General features: G+C 71.1%; 18 protein-coding genes and 1 pseudogene. 7 read left to right on the forward strand and 12 right to left on the reverse strand.

All coding sequences use genetic code 11. The features are described 5' to 3' along the window. The 3 genes and pseudogenes from Psi01_RS00205 to Psi01_RS00215 all read right to left on the reverse strand — a co-directional run. Positions 1 to 1,178 (reverse strand): annotated as a pseudogene (locus Psi01_RS00205) (hypothetical protein); the annotation flags it as partial. 122 nt (positions 1,179 to 1,300) lie between these two features. Next, positions 1,301 to 2,437, reverse strand: coding sequence for a hypothetical protein (locus tag Psi01_RS00210; RefSeq protein ID WP_204061828.1), 1,137 nt, complete (start codon positions 2,435 to 2,437; stop codon positions 1,301 to 1,303). A 35-nt stretch (positions 2,438 to 2,472) separates the two neighbouring features. Further along, positions 2,473 to 3,171 carry a CAP domain-containing protein gene (locus tag Psi01_RS00215; RefSeq protein ID WP_204061829.1) on the reverse strand — a complete coding sequence of 233 codons (699 nt, stop codon included), beginning with the start codon at positions 3,169 to 3,171 and terminating at the stop codon, positions 2,473 to 2,475. Between the two features lie 494 nt (positions 3,172 to 3,665). Between Psi01_RS00215 and rplM the strand changes: the two genes are divergently transcribed. The 4 genes from rplM (at position 3,666) to Psi01_RS00235 (ending at position 6,753) form a co-directional block, all read left to right on the forward strand. Beyond that, complete coding sequence (rplM, locus tag Psi01_RS00220; protein ID WP_204061830.1) at positions 3,666 to 4,109, forward strand: 50S ribosomal protein L13; 444 nt, start codon at positions 3,666 to 3,668, stop codon at positions 4,107 to 4,109. Between the two features lie 70 nt (positions 4,110 to 4,179). After that, a complete protein-coding gene (gene rpsI / locus Psi01_RS00225; protein ID WP_204061831.1) occupies positions 4,180 to 4,701 on the forward strand; it encodes a 30S ribosomal protein S9 in 522 nt (173 codons plus the stop codon). Position 4,702: 1 nt separating this feature from the next. Then, complete coding sequence (glmM, locus tag Psi01_RS00230; RefSeq protein WP_204061832.1) at positions 4,703 to 6,067, forward strand: phosphoglucosamine mutase; 1,365 nt, start codon at positions 4,703 to 4,705, stop codon at positions 6,065 to 6,067. 167 nt (positions 6,068 to 6,234) lie between these two features. After that, positions 6,235 to 6,753, forward strand: coding sequence for a hypothetical protein (locus Psi01_RS00235; protein WP_204061833.1), 519 nt, complete (start codon positions 6,235 to 6,237; stop codon positions 6,751 to 6,753). Between the two features lie 20 nt (positions 6,754 to 6,773). Here Psi01_RS00235 and Psi01_RS00240 read toward each other — a convergent pair whose 3' ends face one another. The 5 genes from Psi01_RS00240 to coaA all read right to left on the reverse strand — a co-directional run bounded on the left by Psi01_RS00240 (position 6,774) and on the right by coaA (position 11,320). Beyond that, positions 6,774 to 7,490, reverse strand: coding sequence for an ABC transporter permease (locus Psi01_RS00240; RefSeq protein WP_204061834.1), 717 nt, complete (start codon positions 7,488 to 7,490; stop codon positions 6,774 to 6,776). A 2-nt stretch (positions 7,491 to 7,492) separates the two neighbouring features. Beyond that, the gene (locus tag Psi01_RS00245; protein WP_204061835.1) at positions 7,493 to 8,407 is read right to left on the reverse strand and encodes an ABC transporter ATP-binding protein; all 915 of its coding nucleotides are present in this window, start codon (positions 8,405 to 8,407) and stop codon (positions 7,493 to 7,495) included. Continuing rightward, complete coding sequence (locus tag Psi01_RS00250) at positions 8,404 to 9,360, reverse strand: ABC transporter permease (RefSeq protein ID WP_239126857.1); 957 nt, start codon at positions 9,358 to 9,360, stop codon at positions 8,404 to 8,406. The genes Psi01_RS00245 and Psi01_RS00250 overlap by 4 nt, the downstream gene beginning before the upstream one ends. Beyond that, positions 9,353 to 10,258, reverse strand: a complete 906-nt coding sequence (locus Psi01_RS00255) for an ABC transporter ATP-binding protein (RefSeq protein ID WP_204061836.1) — start codon at positions 10,256 to 10,258, stop codon at positions 9,353 to 9,355. The genes Psi01_RS00250 and Psi01_RS00255 overlap by 8 nt, the downstream gene beginning before the upstream one ends. A 123-nt stretch (positions 10,259 to 10,381) precedes the next feature. Next, on the reverse strand, positions 10,382 to 11,320 hold the full coding sequence (gene coaA, locus Psi01_RS00260) for a type I pantothenate kinase (protein ID WP_204061837.1): 939 nt from the start codon (positions 11,318 to 11,320) through the stop codon (positions 10,382 to 10,384). A gap of 169 nt (positions 11,321 to 11,489) precedes the next feature. Between coaA and Psi01_RS00265 the strand changes: the two genes are divergently transcribed. From Psi01_RS00265 to Psi01_RS00275, 3 genes are all read left to right on the forward strand, one after another. Beyond that, a complete protein-coding gene (locus Psi01_RS00265) occupies positions 11,490 to 12,905 on the forward strand; it encodes a PhoX family protein (RefSeq protein ID WP_204061838.1) in 1,416 nt (471 codons plus the stop codon). 195 nt (positions 12,906 to 13,100) lie between these two features. Beyond that, positions 13,101 to 13,658 (forward strand): SigE family RNA polymerase sigma factor, encoded by a 558-nt coding sequence (locus Psi01_RS00270; RefSeq protein ID WP_204061839.1) that lies wholly within the window; start codon positions 13,101 to 13,103, stop codon positions 13,656 to 13,658. 23 nt (positions 13,659 to 13,681) lie between these two features. Beyond that, positions 13,682 to 14,542 carry a hypothetical protein gene (locus Psi01_RS00275; protein ID WP_204061840.1) on the forward strand — a complete coding sequence of 287 codons (861 nt, stop codon included), beginning with the start codon at positions 13,682 to 13,684 and terminating at the stop codon, positions 14,540 to 14,542. Between the two features lie 116 nt (positions 14,543 to 14,658). Here Psi01_RS00275 and Psi01_RS00280 read toward each other — a convergent pair whose 3' ends face one another. The 4 genes from Psi01_RS00280 to Psi01_RS00295 all read right to left on the reverse strand — a co-directional run bounded on the left by Psi01_RS00280 (position 14,659) and on the right by Psi01_RS00295 (position 18,048). Next, complete coding sequence (locus Psi01_RS00280) at positions 14,659 to 15,540, reverse strand: hypothetical protein (RefSeq protein ID WP_204061841.1); 882 nt, start codon at positions 15,538 to 15,540, stop codon at positions 14,659 to 14,661. A 117-nt stretch (positions 15,541 to 15,657) separates the two neighbouring features. Beyond that, positions 15,658 to 16,464, reverse strand: coding sequence for a peptidylprolyl isomerase (locus Psi01_RS00285; RefSeq protein WP_204061842.1), 807 nt, complete (start codon positions 16,462 to 16,464; stop codon positions 15,658 to 15,660). Between the two features lie 145 nt (positions 16,465 to 16,609). Then, positions 16,610 to 17,200, reverse strand: coding sequence for a superoxide dismutase family protein (locus tag Psi01_RS00290; protein ID WP_204061843.1), 591 nt, complete (start codon positions 17,198 to 17,200; stop codon positions 16,610 to 16,612). Between the two features lie 248 nt (positions 17,201 to 17,448). Continuing rightward, on the reverse strand, positions 17,449 to 18,048 hold the full coding sequence (locus Psi01_RS00295; RefSeq protein WP_204061844.1) for a dihydrofolate reductase family protein: 600 nt from the start codon (positions 18,046 to 18,048) through the stop codon (positions 17,449 to 17,451). Positions 18,049 to 18,144: the final 96 nt, after the last annotated feature.

Below are 18,144 nucleotides of genomic sequence, written 5' to 3' on the forward strand. Positions count from 1 at the left end.
GGCGGGATCGGCGGAATCGGGGCGTCGTGCTGGGGCGCGGCCACGTGGCCCTGCGGCGGAATCAGGGCGTCGTGCTGGGGCGGCGCCGGGAGCGTCGAGGGCGTACCTGCCTGTACGGCGTGCGCGGTCCCCGGATCCTGCACGGGCGCGGTGCCCCGCGACTCAGGGCCGACCGACGTCGCCGGGCCGGTGGCCCGGACCCCGGGACCGGTGGAGGGAAGCGGGAGATCCGAGGCGTGCGGCCCGGGCCCCTGGCCGTACCCGTGCCCCGGGACCTGCTCGTGCCCATGTCCCTGCTCGGGCCCGTGGGCGTGGCCGGAGGCCGAGGGATCGGCGGGTGCGGAGGGCCGGGCGTCGGGAGGGAGGGGGACGCGGACCTTGACGGTGTCGACGTCGGTGTCGGCGTCATCGCCGGAATGCTGGGCGACGACATGCGGCGGCCAGACGGGGACGTCACCGGGCTCGCCGGGACGGAACGGCTCGTCATGGTCGGGCCACGAGGGCTCCCCGACCGGCTCACCCGTGGCGGCGGGCCACGGCGCGGCACCCGGCACACCCGAGGCGGGAGAAGGCCACACGTGCATGCCCGCGGCCGCGGCGGTGAAAGCCGGAGGCGGCTGCCAGGAAGGCTCCTCCGGGGCGGCGCCGGACCCGGGAAGCCCGTCGTCTTCTGCGATGCCGTCCGTCCGCGGCCCGTCCTGCGGTACGGAGACGGACGGGGCCGGGGCGGCACCGGGACCCGGCTCCGACGAAGAGGGGGCGGAGAGCGGCACGGTGCCGGAGTCCGGCGCCGGGAAGGAGCCGTGGTCCGGTGCGGGCGGCATGGGGCCGGGGCCCGGCATGTCGGACGGTGCGGCGCCGTAGTGCGGTGCCGGGGGCGGCACGGTGCCGGAGTCCGGTGACACGGGCGGCATGGGGGCGAGCAGGGGGTCGGGGTCGAGGAGGTCGCCCGGGGCGGCCAGCCAGTCGTAGGGGGCTTCGCCGTTGTCGGGGACCGTCCAGGGCTGCTCGGCCGTGGGCTGCGGCTGCGCCGCGGGGACGGAGGGCTGCTCGTCTGCTGTCTGATCGGTCCGTGAAGCGTGCGGCGAAGGCCTGCCGAAACTCGGCGGCGGCGTCGCCGGCATGGTCGAACCGTCGGTTTCGTGCTCGGACTCGGACCCGGATTCCTGGCCACGCATACCCGGAAGCGTAGCGACAGCTGGAGATCGCTACGTAGGTATGGGCTTTCCCGACGCTATCACCCACGGATTTTCCGGCGAAAACCGGCTGAAAAATCTTCGTTACGGAGCCCCGGAAAGGCTCACGGACGCCTGCCGGTCAGCGCCCGCGACTCCAGCGCGGGGGTGACGGTGGCGTCGGCGATGGCGAAGGCGGCGCCGTTGAGCTTCTTGGCCTCGCTCTTGCTCGGCTTGTGGCCGTCCTTGTACCTGAAGTAGACGAGGATCGCGTAGTGCCCGTGCCGCCATCCGCCGGCGACCGCCTCGCCCTGCACGCCGAGCCACTTGGTGATCTCGTCCTTGCCGGTGAGCACCTTGAGATAGTTGTCCAGCTGCTTGCCCCTGGTGGCCTTGACGACCTTCGCCGCCGACGAGGTGGTGTTCAGGTTGGCGACCCCCAGCGTCCCGATGATCTTCCCGGAGGCGTCCTTGAAGCTGGCGCGCAGCAGCTGGGTGCACTTGCCGGAGGCGAGCGCCTTCTGCAGGGTGCCGCCCACCGCGGCGTCCTTGCACTTCTTGTCGCTCCGCCGGACGGTCATCTGGTAGGTCTGGCCGCCGGCCCGGAACTTCTTCTTCTTGAACAGCTCGTTCAGCGTCAGCGCGTGCGGGTCGGTGGTGCGGGACTCGGTGAAGCCGTACTCGCCGCCGGGGTCGACCGGGGCGGCGTTGCTCGGCGCCGCGCTGGGGGAGCTCGCCGCGGCGGAGGGGGAATCCTCGGAGTTGGCGAGCATCGCCAGCCCGACGCCCCCGGCGACCAGGACGGCGAGCCCGCCGGCGGCGATGATGAGCGGGCGGCGCGAGCGGGGGCCCTCGTCGTAGGGGCTCCACATCTCCGTCCGGGGGCGTTCCGTGGGCGTGGGGAGCCCGGAGGCGACCGTGGGCTCCGCGCCCCGCTCGCCCGTGGACCGGGGATCCTGGCCGGGCGCCGGTGACTGCGGGGGCCTGCCGTACGGGGGCTCGGCGCCCCGGGCGGGCTGCTGCGGGTGGGGGGACCGGCCGTATCCCGGTTGCGGTGATTGGCCGTGTCCCGGCTGCGGGGCCTGGCCGTAACCCGGCGGCGGGGCGCCCCGGCCGTACCCGGGCGGCGGGGAGGCCTGACCCTGTGCCGAGGGGTTGAACCAGTTCTCGCCCTGGTCACCGCGGTTTCCGGCGGGCGGCGCGGACGACGCGTCAGGCTGGCCGTACGGCTGGCGGCGAGGGGAGTCCCCAGGAAAACCCATGCGCTGAGAGTAGCTCCGTCCTGAGGGCGGTCCGCTCACGAATATCCGAAATCCTGCGTCCACCACGGCCCGGCGGGGCCGTCGACGACGCCGACGCCCGTGACCGTCAGCGCACAGTTCAGGATGTTGCGCCGGTGGCCGCTGCTGGCCATCCAGCTCTGCACGGCGTCGGCGGCCGTGGTCGAGCCCCGGCCGATGTTCTCGGCGCCCCCGTCGCGGTAGCCGGCCGCCTCCATCCGGTCCCAGGGGGAGGAGCCGTCGGGGGACTCGTGCGACAGCCGGCCGGTGGCCGCCATCTCGGCCGAGTGGGTCCGGGCGGCCTGGACCAGCCGCGCGTCGACCCGGAAGGGCGCGCACCCGGCCCGCTTGCGCGCGGCGTTGATGAGCCGGACGGCCTCGCTCTCCAGCCCGCTCAGTGCCGGCGGGCCGGAGTCCTCATCGCCCTCCCCGCGCAGGATGTAGCGGGGCTCCTCGTCGCCGTTGGAGCCGTCGATGCTGTTGCGGGGGCTGACGGAGGGGCGCGGGGTGCGGCGGACCTGCGGCGTCCGGACGATCTCGCTCGGCCGGGCGACCCGTCCCAGCGGGACGCGCTGGTCGACGGATCCGGCGCGGCCGGCCTTGGGCGGCGCGGTGGGCGACGGGCTGCCGGGGGCGTCGTTCAGGAAGATCTGGTCGGCCACCTCCTGGCCGCGGCTCCCCCTGCCGAGGACGAATCCGATCAGCAGAACCGCCATCAGGCATGCAAACGCTCCCATACGGCGCAATCGGGCCCGCTGGGTATGCCTGGGGTAAGGGGAGTGCCACATACCGCTAACAAAGATAGAGATGTTGAGATAGTTGAAGAAGAGAATGTCGGGAACAATCTATGGAACGCGGGACGCCTCACCGGCGGAGCATCCTCTCTGCGCTCCCTCTCTGCGCCCCGGCGAACTCTCTGCGCCCCGGCGAAGCGCTCTCTCCGACGGCCGGGCCGAGCACTCACCCCTGCCGGTAGACTTGCGCCGGAGGCAGGCGGGAGACGTGTCTTTTTGACCCTCGTTCTCTCAGGCCTGTATCCTGCTTCGTTGTGTGCGAGTCGTTCTGCTGAAGAACGATGCGCGGCGCGTCCGGCGTCATCTCCTTCGACTTGGGAGACGGGAGGTCCGGGCTGTCGTGTGCCCGCACCTACCGACCAAGTCGCTGCCGCTCCCGGCAGCCCCGAAGACGCGAACAAAGAAGGCATACGACCGTGCGCACGTACACACCCAAGCCTGCTGAAGTCGAGCGTCAGTGGTATGTCATCGACGCCACCGACATCGTGCTCGGCCGGCTGGCCAGCCACGTCGCGATCCTGCTTCGCGGTAAGCACAAGCCGATCTTCGCCAACCACGTCGACACCGGTGACTTCGTGATCGTCATCAACGCCGACAAGATCGCGCTGACCGGCAACAAGCTCGAGCAGAAGAAGGCTTACCGCCACTCGGGTTACCCCGGCGGTCTGCGCTCCGTGACCTACGCCGAGCTCATGGACAAGCGTCCCGACCGCGCAGTCGAGAAGGCCGTGAAGGGCATGCTGCCCAAGAACGCCCTCGGCCGGAAGATGATCAAGAAGCTCAAGGTCTACTCCGGGTCCGAGCACCCGCACCAGGCGCAGCAGCCGGTGCCGTTCGAGATCACCCAGATCGCCCAGTAGTCGCCCGAGCTGCTGTCGCCAGCAGCGTTGGCCGATGGCCGACGCCGAGTAGGAAAGTTAGAGGAGAACCGTGGCTGAGCCCACCGGTGTCGAGACGCCCGTCGAGGGCGAGCTGGACGACTTCAACGCGGAGGAGTTCCCCTCCGAGTACACCAGCGAGTCCGCTGTCGGCGGCGAGGCCGCCGTCCGCAAGCCCATCACCCTGGGCAACTCGTACGGCACCGGCCGCCGCAAGGAGGCCGTCGCCCGCGTGCGCATCGTGCCGGGCACCGGCAAGTGGACGATCAACGGTCGCCCGCTTGACGTCTACTTCCCGAACAAGGTCCACCAGCAGATCGTCAACGAGCCCTTCGTGACGCTCGGCGCCGAGGACCAGTTCGACGTCATCGCCCGCATCGACGGCGGCGGCGTCACCGGCCAGGCCGGTGCCCTGCGCATGGGCCTGTCCCGCGCGCTGGCCGTCCTGGACGTCGAGGTCAACCGCCCGCCGCTGAAGAAGGCCGGCTTCCTGACCCGTGACGCCCGTGCCACCGAGCGCAAGAAGTACGGCCTCAAGAAGGCCCGTAAGGCCCCGCAGTACAGCAAGCGTTAAGTTGGGGCGCCTTTTCGGCACCGACGGGGTACGTGGGGTCGCTGGTCGCGACCTCACGGCCGAGCTCGCCATGGACCTGTCCGTGGCGGCGGCTCATGTCCTCGGCGATGCCGGGGCGTTCCATGCCAGCGGCGGGCGGCCCGGTTCACCGGACCGCCCGATCGCCGTCGTAGGCCGGGATCCCCGCGCTTCAGGAGAATTCCTGGAGGCCGCGGTGGTCGCCGGCCTTGCGTCGTCTGGCGTGGATGTGCTCCGGCTCGGCGTGCTGCCCACCCCGGCGGTCGCATATCTGACCACGGCTCTCGGAGCCGACATGGGCGTGATGATCTCCGCCTCCCACAACCCGGCCCCGGACAACGGGATCAAGTTCTTCCTGAAGGGCGGCTACAAGCTGCCCGACGCGGTGGAGGACGAGATCGAGCAGCGGCTCGGCGAGAAGTGGGACCGCCCGGTCGGATCCGCGGTCGGCCGCGTACGCGACGCGTACGGCGAGGCCGATCGTTACGTGTCCCACGTGCTGTCCACCGTGACGGGCCGCCTCGACGGCCTGAGCGTGGTCGTCGACTGCGCGCACGGCGCGGCCCACATCGTGGCGCCCGAGGCGCTGCTGCGGGCCGGCGCGAAGGTCGAGACCATCGGCGCGCGCCCGGACGGCCTGAACATCAACGCCGGAGTCGGCTCGACCCACCTGGACAAGCTCCAGCAGGTCGTGGTCTCCCGCGGCGCGGACGTCGGGATCGCCTACGACGGCGACGCCGACCGCTGCCTGGCGGTCGCGCACACCGGCGAGGTGATCGACGGCGACCAGATCATGGCCGTGCTGGCCATGGCCATGCACGCCGAGGGGAAGCTGGCCGGTGACACCGTGGTCGCCACGGTGATGTCCAACCTCGGCTTCAAGCTGGCGATGCAGAACGCCGGGATCAACGTGATCGAGACGGCGGTGGGCGACCGCTACGTCCTGGAGGCGATGAAGGCCGGCGGTCACAACCTCGGCGGCGAGCAGTCGGGACACGTCCTGATGCTCGACCACGCCACCACCGGGGACGGCCTGCTGACCTCGCTCCACCTGCTGTCGGCGGTGGTCCGCGAGGGCCGGTCGCTGGCCGAGCTCGCCTCGGTGATGACCCGGCTCCCGCAGGTCCTGATCAACGTCAAGGGCGTCGACCGGGCGAAGGCCTCGGTTCCGGAGTTGGCGGCGGCGGTCGCCGAGGCCGAGGCGGAGCTCGGCGAGACCGGCCGGGTGCTGCTGCGGCCGAGCGGCACCGAGCCCATGATCCGGGTGATGGTCGAGGCCGCCTCGGCGGAACAGGCCGAGCGGCTGGCCAACCGGCTGGCGGACGTCGTCCGCGAAGTCTGCGTCTGATTCGCCCGCGGTAGTTTGATTCGCCCGCCGTACGGCCCCGGCATCCTCCGCGGGCCGTACGGCCTGGGCATTCACCCGGGAGACCTTGCGGAACAGCGGTTTCCGGATATCCGGTCGGGATTCTTATCACATTGACGTTTCCAAGGGACATTCGAGATATTTACGAAATGATCTCTTTACGTCCCCTCGCGGGAGCGGCCGCCGCTTCCGCCCTCGCTTCCGCACTTCTCGTCGGCCCCGCCGTCGCGCCGGCCGCCGCCTCGACCCAGGAGACCGCAGTCTCCTGGGCCGACGCGGCCGCGCGGCCGGGCAACGGCCGGATCCTCTACGACCGCATCAGCGGTGGAAAAGGCGTCCTGAAGATCAAGAACGGCAACAGGACCGACGCCGTCATCACCATCGTCCGCGGCAAGACCAAGGCGATCAGCATCTACGTCCGGGCCCGGTCGACCGCCAAGATCAATGACGTCCGGGACGGCACCTACCGGATCTACTTCACCAGCGGCTACCGCTTCAGCGTCTCCAAGGGCCGCTTCACCAAGAGCGCGGTCTACCAGCGCTTCGACGACAAGCTGCGGTTCACCACGACCTCGACCAGCGCGACCATCTGGACGCTGACCCTCAACCGCGTCGTCGGCGGCAACGCCAAGACCAGCGGCGTCAACCCCAAGGACTTCCCCGCCTGACTCCGGCGCTCCCTCACCGGCTACTCGTCGCCGGTGAGGGAGAAGCTCCGCAGGCGCAGGCCCGCCCAGACCACGGCGCCCACGGTGACGACGAACAGCGCGGTGGCGGCGAAGCCCAGCGCGATCTCGGTCGACAGGAAGAACGACGAGGACACCTGGTCGGCGACGGTCTGGGCCCACTGCTGGACGGAGAAGCGCCGGGCGCCGGGCACGAGGTTGCCCACCAGCCCCTCCCAGATCACCGCGTAGGCGATGCCGATCGTGACCGCGTGCCGGGTGACCACGCCCAGCAGCATGAACACCGCCGCGTACGCGACGCCGCCGACCAGCGCGGCCAGGGCGAACCCGGAGGCGACCCCGGATTCGAGGCCGATCAGCAGGTAGGCCGCCAGGAAGGTCGGCACCGTGGCGAAGAGCGCGACGACCGAGGCGGCGACCAGGAACTTGGTCTGCGCGATCACCGGCCGGGAGATCGGCTTGGCCAGCAGGTGGATGACGGTCCCGTCGTCGATCTCGGGCGCGATCACCCCGGTCCCGGCGATCAGGCCCAGCAGCGGCAGCATGATGCCGATGGCGAAGGTCCGCATGAGCTCCACCGTGGCCCGTTCGCCGTCGGCGCCGATCACGCGGAGCAGGACGGCCAGGGCCAGCAGCACCACCGGCAGCAGGACGAGAAGCCAGATCCGCCGCCGGCCGAGCAGCGCCCGGTAGGAGATCCCGGCGATGACACCGTTCATGATCAGCCGCTCCTGTTGATCAGGTAGGAGAAGACGCTCTCCAGGTCTTCGTCGGCGGGGGAGACCTGCCAGACCCGCACGCCGGCGTCCCTGGCCACGCGGGGCAGCAGCCAGGTGAAGCGCCGGAAGTCCACCGCGCGCACCTCCAGTCCCGCCTCGGTGAGGGAGACCGAGCCCGAGGATGCGTCGGCGATCAGCGCCGAGGCCAGGCGGCGGTCGTCGCTGGAGCGGACCCGGAACAGGTGCGGCCGGTCGGTCATCCGGCGGCGGATCTCGCGGAAGTCGCCGGAGGCGGCGTGCCGGCCGGCGACCAGGACCTCGATCTGCTGGGCGACGCGCTCGACCTCCTCCAGGATGTGCGAGCTGAACAGGATGGTCTTGCCCGCCGTGCCCATCTCGCGGATGAGCTCCATCAGGTGCAGGCGCTGACGCGGGTCCATGCCGTTGAACGGCTCGTCCAGCAGCAGGACCTGCGGGTCGTGCACGAGGGCCGCGGCGACCTTCACCCGCTGGCGCATGCCCTTGGAGTAGGTCTCGATCCTGCGGTCCTTGGCGCCCTCCATCTCGACCATGGCCAGCGCCTTGCGGGCGGCGTCGTCGGGATTGGGCAGGCGGTGCAGGCGCGCGCTGGACAGCACGAACTGCCAGCCGGTGAGGAAGCCGTAGACGGCCTCGCGCTCGGGGACCAGGCCGATCGAGCGGTAGATCTCGTGGTTCTGCCAGATCCGGGTGCCGTCCAGGGTGACGGTCCCGCCCGAGGGCGCCAGGAAGCCGGCCATCATGTGCAGCAGCGTCGACTTGCCCGCCCCGTTGGGGCCGAGCAGTCCGGTGACGCCGGGACCGATGGTCATGGTGACGTCGTTGACGGCCACCACGTTGCCGTACCAGCGGGAGACCTGGGCCAGTTCGATGTTCATCGGGAGGCCGCCTTCCGGTAGCGCGCGATCAGGGCGATCACCGAGAGCGCGATCAGCGCGAGCATCAGCACGATGGCGGCGGCGACGCCGATCCCCGTCGGGTAGGCGCCGGGGGCGGCGGGCTCCGTGCCGAAGAGCCCGACCGGGATGGCCGCGTCCACCAGGAAGAACGGGTTGATCAGCCAGGCCCATCCGGCGGCGGTGTAGTCGTTGACCGACTCCATCACCGCGGCCACGACGGTCGAGACGCCCGAGGCCAGGAGATAGAGCGCGATGACCGAGGCCACGCCCAGCCCGCGCCGCGGGGTGAAGGAGGCGATCGCCACCCCCAGCGAGGCCAGCAGGACCGCGAGGCCGACCGCGCCGGCCATGGCCGCCAGGTACTCGGAGGTCTGCGGGGATCCGGGCATGTCGACGAGGAGCTCGCCGATGTACAGCACGGTCAGCGGGACCGCCAGCAGCGTGAACATCGCGACCGTCATCGCCGCGAGCTTGGCCCCCACGTAGTCCCACAGGCCCACCGGGCGCGACAGGTACAGCGGCAGCACCCGGAAGCGCAGGTCCGGCGCGACGGCGTACGGCGACTGCGAGGCCAGGAAGATCGCCAGCACGGGCTGCATGATGGTGGCGTACGGGGTGTACTCCATCGCCCGCTGCTGGACCATCGCCATGACCGCGATGGAGACCACGGCCGGGAGCATCATGATCCCGAAGAGCGCGAACGGGATGATCTTCGAGCGGGCCGGGCGGCCGAGCCCGAAGACGCCGCGCAGGGTGTGCACGGCCAGGGCGACGGTCGCGGAACCGCGGCCGAGCCGGGGCCCGTCGTAGTGGCGGTAGCCGATGTCGTGGATGACGCCCACCGGCCCGGCCGGGCCCTGCGGGCCGCCGTGCGGAACTGGAGGCACCGGGCCGTGCGGGCCGCCGGGAGGGGATGCGGGGATGTCAGACATCGGCGGGCTCCTTGAAGACGTCCTCGATGCGCTGGCGGCCCTGCTCGACGCGGATGAGGCACAGGTCCAGGTCGCACACGGCGTCGCGCAGGACGTCGTAGGTCTCCGGGGCGCGCACCCGCAGCAGGAGCGCCCTGCCCTCGGCGGTGACGGTCTCGCCCAGTTCGGTCAGGCGGGCCGCCAGCAGGTCCCGGCCGTCCTCGACCTCGACCGTGACGGTCTGGGTGGCCTGGGTGAACTCGCCGATGGCCGACGAGCGCAGCAGCCGGCCGCTGTCGATCACGATCACGTGGTCGCAGATCCGCTCCAGCTCGCCGAGCAGGTGCGAGGTGACCAGCACGCTGATCCCGAACTCGGTGCCGATCCTGCGGATCAGCGCGAGCATCTCGTCGCGGCCCTGCGGGTCGAGCCCGTTGGTGGGCTCGTCCAGGAAGACGACCCGGGGGTCGTGCACGAGAGCCTGCGCCAGCTTGACCCGCTGCTTCATGCCGGTGGAGTAGCCGCCCATCGGGCGGTAGCGCTCCTCGTAGAGCCCGACGTGGCGCAGCACGTCGGCGGCGCGCTCGCGGGCGGCGGTGCGCGGCAGGCCGGACATCCGGGCCATGTGCACCGTGAACTCGGTGGCTGAGAGGTCGGGCGGGAGGCAGTCGTGCTCGGGCATGTAGCCGACGACCCGGCGGATCTCGGCGCCCTGGGCCGTCACGTCCATGCCGAGCACCCGCGCGCCTCCGCCGGAGGGCGGCAGCAGGCCGAGCAGGATCTTGATCAGCGTGGACTTGCCCGCGCCGTTGGCGCCGACCAGGCCCGTCACGCCGGGCCCGACGGTGACGGTGAGCCGGTCGAGCGCCGTTACCCGGGGAAAGCTCCTGCTGAGCTCCTCGGTGGCGAGGATAGTCATGATCGGAGACTATCCACCGCAGGTCGCGCGCGCCTCCCTCACGGGAAGGACTCGCCCCTCATCCGATCGGGCAGGCGGCGCCCGCCCGCCTCGGCCGTTCGGACGGGATCACGGCGGCCGTGATCAGATGCGGCGCAGCCGTACGCGCTTGATCGAGTGGTCGGGGCCCTTGAGCAGGACCAGACCGGCGCGGCCCCGGGTCGGGGCGATGTTCTCGATGAGGTTGCGCTCGTTGATGTCGCGCCAGACGTCCTTGGCGAAGGCGGTGGCCTCCTCCTCCGACAGCTCGGTCAGGCGCCGGAAGTAGGACTTGGGATCCTCGAAGGCGGTACGGCGGAGCTTGTGGAAGCGGTCCACGTACCACTCGCGGATGTGCTCGGTCTTGGCGTCCACGTAGATGGAGAAGTCGAAGTAGTCGTTGACGGCCAGCGCCGCGGGCGGGGCCGGCTGCAGGACGTTGAGGCCCTCGACGATGAGGATGTCGGGCCGGCGCACGGTCTGCACCGCCCCGGGCACGATGTCGTACTCCAGGTGGCTGTAGACCGGGGCGCTCACCTCGGGCAGCCCGGCCTTGACGCCGGCCACGAACCTGACCAGGGCCCGCCGGTCGTAGCTCTCGGGGAAGCCCTTGCGGTGCATGATGTCGCGCTCGGTCAGGACCTCGTTCGGGTACAGGAAGCTGTCGGTGGTGATCAGATCCACCCGCGGGTGCTCGGGCCAGCGGGCCAGCAGCGTGTGCAGCAGCCGGGCCGTGGTGGACTTGCCGACCGCGACGCTGCCGGCGATGCCCAGGATGTACGGCGCAGGCCGCCCGTCGGTGCCGAGGAAGGTGGTGACCGCGGCGTTGCGCTGCCTGGCCCCGGTGAAGTGCAGGTTGAGCAGCCGGGTCAGCGGCAGGTAGACGTCGGTGACCTCGGCCAGGTCGATCGGGTCGTCGACGCCGCGCAGCTCCTCCAGTTCCTCCTCGGTGAGGGTGAGCGGAGTGTTCTTGCGCAGCTCGCTCCACTGGGACCTGTTCAGCTCGACGTACGGCGTCGCCGCCTCGTCCCACCCGTTGGCCATAGCCCGCAAGCCTACTGACCGGTCACCGGCGCGCCGGTGACGGGGTTCCCCTGCGGTTCCCCGGGCCGGGCGGGGTTCCGGACTCATTGATTGGCGATATATGCCATATAGCGGATTGGTGACCGCGGATTAACGTGTCGTGAACCCATCAGATCCCAGGGAGTGCACCATGGATCGTCGTCGTTTTCTCGCCGGGACCACGACACTGGCGGCCGTAGGGGTGGCCGGGCCGTTCGCCGGCGTCGCCAGCGCGGGGCGCAACGGGGAACTGCGGCCGGGGGGCGGGTACGGCCCCCTGGTCCCGATCGCCGACGAGCGGGACGGGGTCGTCCGGCTGCATCTGCCGAAGGGGTTCAGGTACCGCTCGTTCAACCCCGCCGGCGAGGCGTTCACCGACGGGAGCACCACCCCCGGCAGGCATGACGGGATGGCGGCGTTCCGGGGACCGCGCGGGAACGCGATCCTGGTGCGCAACCACGAGGTCAACGGCCCCGTCGGCGCGTTCGGGGACCCGGCCAAGGCCTACGACCCGGCGGCGGGCGGCGGTACGGCCACGCTCGAGGTCACCCGCTACGGCCGGGTCGTCAGGTCCGGGCCCAGCCTGAACGGCACCCAGATGAACTGCTCCGGCGGGCCGATGCCCTGGGGGTCATGGGTGACGTGCGAGGAGACCGTCAACGGGCCGGACGTCGGCAACGACTTCACCGGCCAGGACAACACCAAGCTCAAGGAGAAGCACGGCTACATCTTCGAGGTGCCGATCGACGGCCGGCCGAGCGGGCCGATCAGGAGCGCCGGGCGCTTCGCCCACGAGTCGGCCGCGTTCGACCCGATGAGCGGGGCGATCTATCTGACCGAGGACAACTTCGCCTTCCCCTCGGGCTTCTACCGCTACATACCGCCGAAGAACCCGCTCAAGGCGGGCCGGATCCTGGACGGCGGCAAGCTGCAGATGCTGGCCGTACGCGACCAGCCGGGCAAGGACCTGTCGGCAGGCCAGCCCGCCGGGGCCTCCTACCGCGTCACCTGGGTGGACATCGACGACCCCGACCCCGCCTTCACCGGCACGCCGAGCAACGACACGGCGATCCAGGCCGTCGGCAAGCAGGGACGGGACAAGGGCGCGGCGCTCTTCTCCCGCCTGGAGGGGGCGATCCACCACCACGGAACCGTCTACTTCGTCTCCACCCAGGGCGGCGCGACCGCCGCCGGCGACACCCCGCCCAGCGGTTTCGGCAAGGGACGCGGCCAGGTGTGGGCCTACGAGTCGTGGAGCGGCCGGCTGAAGCTCGTCTACGAGTCGCCCGGCGCGGTCACCCTCGACCTGCCCGACAACGTCACCACCAGCCCCCGCGGCACCCTCGTGCTGTGCGAGGACGGCGGCGGCGACAACTACCTGCGCGGTCTCACCCGGCGCGGCGAGATCTTCGACTTCTCCCGCCTGGTCCCCGTCGCCGGCGACTCCGGCGCCGAGTTCGCCGGCTCCACCTTCGGCCCCGGCGGCCACACCCTGTACGTCAACGTCCAGTCCAGCCAGGGGCTGAGCTTCGCGATCTGGGGACCCTGGCAGCGCGGGGGTTTCTAGCCGCGCCCGGCTCGGCCGTCGTCGGGGCGACCGCCGCGCGGCCGGCCGGGCGGCGGTCATAGGCGCCAGGCGCCGGGTTCCATGTTCCACGCACGGACGCCGGGCACCCGTTGTGGATTCCGGGTGCCCGCCGTCAACCTCGCACGGACTCCGCGGAGTGTCAGGGATGACTTCCACTGACGAGAGGAGGGCCGGGTGGACAGGGATTTCGTGGAGTTCGTACGGCGCCGCGGAGATCACCATCTGAGGACGGCGGTCCTGCTCACCGGGGACTGGCACGCGGCGGAGGACCTGACGCAGGCCAGCCTGGGCAAGCTGTACCGGGTGTGGCACCGGCTGGACACCAGCAGCGATCCGGACGCCTATCTGCGCCGCATCCTCGTCAACACCCACCGGTCCTGGTGGCGTTCCCGGTGGCGCCGCGAGGTCCCCCACGCCGACCTGCCCAGCCTGCCCGGCCCCGACGACATGGGGGAGACCCGGGCGGTGGCCGAGGACGTCCGCGCGGCGCTGGCGAAACTGCCGTCCAGGCAGCGCACGGCGCTGGTGCTGCGATTCTTCGCGGACCTGCCGGAGGCGCAGGTCGCCGGCCTGATGGGCTGCTCGGTGGGAGCGGTCAAGAGCCACACGCACCGCGGCCTGCGGGCGATGCGGCGGCTGCTCCCGTCCGACGCGCCGGTCGGCCGGGCCCGGGAGAGGACAACGCAGGAGACCACGCGGGAGACCCCGGACAGAAGGAGCGTGATCCGGTGAGCCACCGACACGAGGAACCGTCCATGAACGAGCACGAGATCCGCGCCCTGCTCGCCGTGGCGACCCTGGACCGGCCGGCGGGCATCGATCTGCTGCCGGTGCGGCCGCCGAAGCGCCGCCTGGCCGCGGTCCTGGTCCCGATCGCCTCACTGGGAGCCGCGGCCGCGCTGGGGGCGGTCCTGGTGATGTCGCCCGTCGGCCAGCCCTCGGCGCAGGCCCAGGTGGTGGCCGCGGTGGAGAACGTCAGCCAGGAGAGCCACCGCCTGCACTCCGTCTCAGGAACCAGGCGGTTCGACGGCGCCTTCGACCCCGTCCGGCGGGTGGGCGTCATCAGGGAGATCCCGCAGGGCGTCGAGACCCGTTTCGTCGGCGACCAGATGTACGTCAGGCCGCAGCCCGGCGCGAAGTGGCTGGTCTCCCCGCGCAACCAGGTCGAGCTGGAGAGCGCGCCGCAGGCCGTCGCCCTGGTCAAGCTCGCCCCGCTGGACCCGCAGGCGGCCCTGCAGCGGCTCCGTTCGGCCACCGACGTCCGCGAGGAGGGCGGCGCCTCGGGGCCGGGCTGGACGGGCAGGCGGTTCGCGTTCTCGCTGGAGGACGCGGGCGCGGGCGAGCCCGGCGGCGGGCAGAAGGCGCCGGTGAAGGCCGCGGGGACCGTGGACGTGGACGACCAGGAGAGGGTCCGGCGCCTGGAGGTCGTCTTCGGCGACGGTCACCGGGTCGTCATGACCATCGGCGACTTCGGCGCCCCGGTCTCCGTCGAGACCCCGCCCGCCGACCAGGTGGAGCCGCTCCCGTCCTCCGACAAGCCCGGGAAGTCAGGGGAGACGCCGGAGAAGACCGACAGGCTCGGAGACTCCGGCAGGACGGCCGCCCCCACCTCCTGACCGTCTTCGGGGACACCCTCGGCACGGCCGCCGTTCCCCCTCCGGCCGTCTTCGGGGCGGCACCCCGGCGCGGCCCGGACCGGACGGAACTCCGGTCCGGGCCTTTCAGCCGGCCGTCAGTCGTCCTGGCGGGCGGACAGGGTGTTGAGGGCTTCCTTGGGGTCGGGGATGCCGAAGGTCAGGTCCTTGTCGTCGATGACCTGATCGGCGGGCGGGGCGATGATGGACATCGGGGCGCCCCAGTTGGTGTAGCGGGTGTCGGTCGTGGTGACCTCCGACGACTTGCCCGCGCGCGTGGTCTCGGTGGTCCTCAGGCGCTGGGGCAGGCCCTTGTCGTCGGTCCAGAGCCGCCAGGAGACCGTCCTCTGGGCGAACTGCTTGCCGAGCTTGGGCAGGAGGGCGGCCTCGCCCCTGGCCTTCAGCAGTTCCGCGTAGGTCACGACGCCCTGGTACTGGGGGCCCCCGGCGGAGGGCTTGCCCGTGGAGGTCTTCAGCACCGTCTTCAGGACGGCCGGGTTGAAGACGTCGATTCCCTGGCTGCTGAGGTTGGGGGTCGGGACCTTCTCCTTGAGGCGCACCCAGGCCTTCCCCTCGGGGAGCCGGCCGTTGTAGGCCTCACCGGAGAAATACGCACGCTTGTCGGCGATCACCACCCGCTGGGGCGCGAACACGGCGGCCGTGAACGACTCGCCGTCCGTGCTCAGCTTGTCCAGCTGCTTCCTGGTCTTCGGGTCGAGGACCCAGGTCAGGGCGTAATCGGAGGCGACCGGGCCGGTGGAGCCGAACTGCAGGTCGCCGTTGAGCCGGATCCCCAGCGAGCTGTCCTTGTCGGTCAGGCGGGAGACCTCGTGGATCTCGACGCCGTGCCCGGCCTTGAACTGCCGCTTGACCGCCTGCACCGGGTCGGCGGCGGGAGCGGCCTGTGCGGCGGCGGGCAGCGCGATCGCGGCTGCGGACGCGACCACGGTCGTGGCCGCGAGGGCGAGCCATCGTTTCATGAAATATCTGTCCTTGGAGGAGAGGTGATCATGCGGAGAAGGATCATCTCAGACAAAGGTCAATATTTCGCCTCGATATGGTGCGTCACGTGGGGAGAATCACCGCCGATAACAAACCTAACGGCGGATCCGGGCGTCGATGATGTCGGCGGGCAGGACGGGCCTGCCGTCCACCGGTGGGGTGGGGCCGTCCGGGGTGGGCTGGATGCCGCCGGCGGCGATGCGGTCCAGGGCGGCGAGGCCGGCGGCGTCGACCGTACCGAAGATCGTGTAATTGGGGGCCAGTCCGGAGTCGCCGTAGACCATGAAGAACTGACTGCCGTTGGTGTCGGGGCCGGCGTTGGCCATGGCCAGCACGCCGCGCGCGTACGTCTTGCGCACGCCGGTGGGGTCGCCCGGCCACGGCGGCAGGTCGGCGGGCAGCTCGTCCCTGTACCGGTAGCCCGGACCGCCCTCGCCGGTGAAGCTCGGATCGCCGCACTGCAGCACCTTGAGCCGGTCGTAGGCGGTCAGCCGGTGGCAGGAGGTGGCGTCGTAGAACCCGTGCCGGATCAGGTGCAGGAAGCTCTGAACCGTGCAGGGCGCCTTGTCCGGGTGGAGGGTGAGCCCGATGCGGCCGTGGTTGGTCTTCAGGACCGCGGACACCGGCCGGGTGGGGGTGCGGCGCGGGTCCGGGGGCAGCGGGACCTTGCGCACGGCCGGCTCGTCCGGGGTCTCGGTGTAGCGGCACGGGCCCTTCGTCGTCCTGGGCGGCCTGTCCCCGGCCGGCTTCCCGGCCGCTTCCCCGATCGCCTCTCCGGCCGTCTTCGCGGCCGCCCCGGTCGACTCCGCGGCCGCCGGAGCGGGCACGACTCCGAAGGCGGCCAGCGAACCCGCCGTCACCGCGGCCATCGCGGCGTGCCGTACCAGTGTTCTGCCGGACATGACATCCTCCCCAGAAAATGATCGACGGGCTCTCTGCGGTCCTAACCGATCAAGCCGACGCCGTCAAGGGCGAGGAGTCAAGGGCGCGGTACGGCGGGCGGGTTCACCGGCCGCCCGGAGGGAACGCGGCCGGGTCAGACCCGGATCACTTGATCACTCCGCAGGCCACCCGTCCGCCGGCGTCGCCGGTCTTCAGGGTCATCTCGTCGGGGTCCGGGTCGTACCGCTCGGGGATGTTGGCCAGGTTGTCGGGCAGTGCGTGGATGATGACGGCGCTGCCGTCGTCGTCGGACAGGTGGCGCACCCGGAACCTGTCGGTGATCACGGAGGCCGTGGCGGTGCCGTCCTTGGCGGCCAGCAGCGGGGGCAGGTCGCCCGAGTGGTCGCCGTGGGCGCCCTTGCCCAGGTTGAAGTGGCCGCCCGCGGAGAAGAACGGCGTGACCTTGCCGGTGGCGGGGTCGACGGCCTTCGGGTCGCACGTGCCGGTGGCGTGGATGTGGAAGCCGTGGAAGCCCGGATCCAGGCCCTTCACCGTGACCGTCACTCTGGCCTTGCCGTACCCCGCGCGTTCGATGGTGAGCCGGCCGACGGCTTTGCCCTTGGTGTCGCGGATGGTGGCCGCCGCGGAGTCCTTGCCCTTTGCGGGCACGACGTCGGCCGCGGCGGAGACGGCGACGGCCCCGACCCCCGTGGCGAGTGTCGCTGCGATGGCCAGATGCGTCCAGCGGAGAATCATGGGTTGCCCTTCCCGGGAATCGATCATTCTGCCGAGAGGGTAAATCGGCACGCTTTCCCGGCGCTGAACACTCGCTGAATGATTTTCCCGGGCCCGCGCTGGCCTGGCGTTATGTCGCATTCCTTTGGATGTTCGGAGAATACCGGCCGCCCGGTAAACGCAGTTCGGGCCGTCCCCGATACCGGAGCGCCCGGCCGTACTCCACCGGGCGCCATCCGGAATTATCTGAAATCAGGGATTTTTCGCACTCATTTGTTCTCGCCGGACTTAACCGTGTAGTACAGGTGGGTCACGCCGGTCCCCTCGATCACCCGCGGGCCCTCCAGCTCGACCGGGGCGCAGGTGAGGCCCTCGAAGAAGGGGACGCCCCCGCCCAGGAGCACGGGCACCAGGTCCACCCGGATCTCGTCCAGCAGCCCCGCGTTGAGGCACTGCGAGGCGATCTTGGATCCGACGCCGATCCAGCCGTCGCCGGCGACCTTCTCGGCCTGGGCGACCGCGCTCTCGACTCCGTCGGTGACGAAGGTGAAGGGGGCGTCCTCGCGGGGCCAGCCGTCCGGGACGCTGTGGGTGACCACGAACACCGGCACGTCCATCGGGTGACGGCCGCCCCAGCCGCCGGTCATGTCGAACAGGCGGCGGCCGACGATCAGGGCCCCGACGTTGGCCATCCCGTCGCGCAGGTGGGCCGCGCTGGCCTCGGACACCTGGAAGGTCAGCTCCGGGACGGCGGTCGGGATGGCGACGTCGCCGTTCTCGTACCAGCCGAACAGGTGCTCCACCCCGTCGGAGGGGTCGGCGACGAAACCGTCGAGGGACATCGACATGTTGGCGATCACCTTGGCCATGGGAGTGCTCCGTTCTCGAAGTTCTCGAAGTTCTCGAGTGCTGCGGCCCGCGCGGGTGTTCCGTGCGGCGTCATCTGTTGAGACGCGCCCGGGCCG

Source organism: Paraplanobispora siamensis (genome assembly GCF_016863175.1).
GTDB lineage: Bacteria > Actinomycetota > Actinomycetes > Streptosporangiales > Streptosporangiaceae > Planobispora > Planobispora siamensis.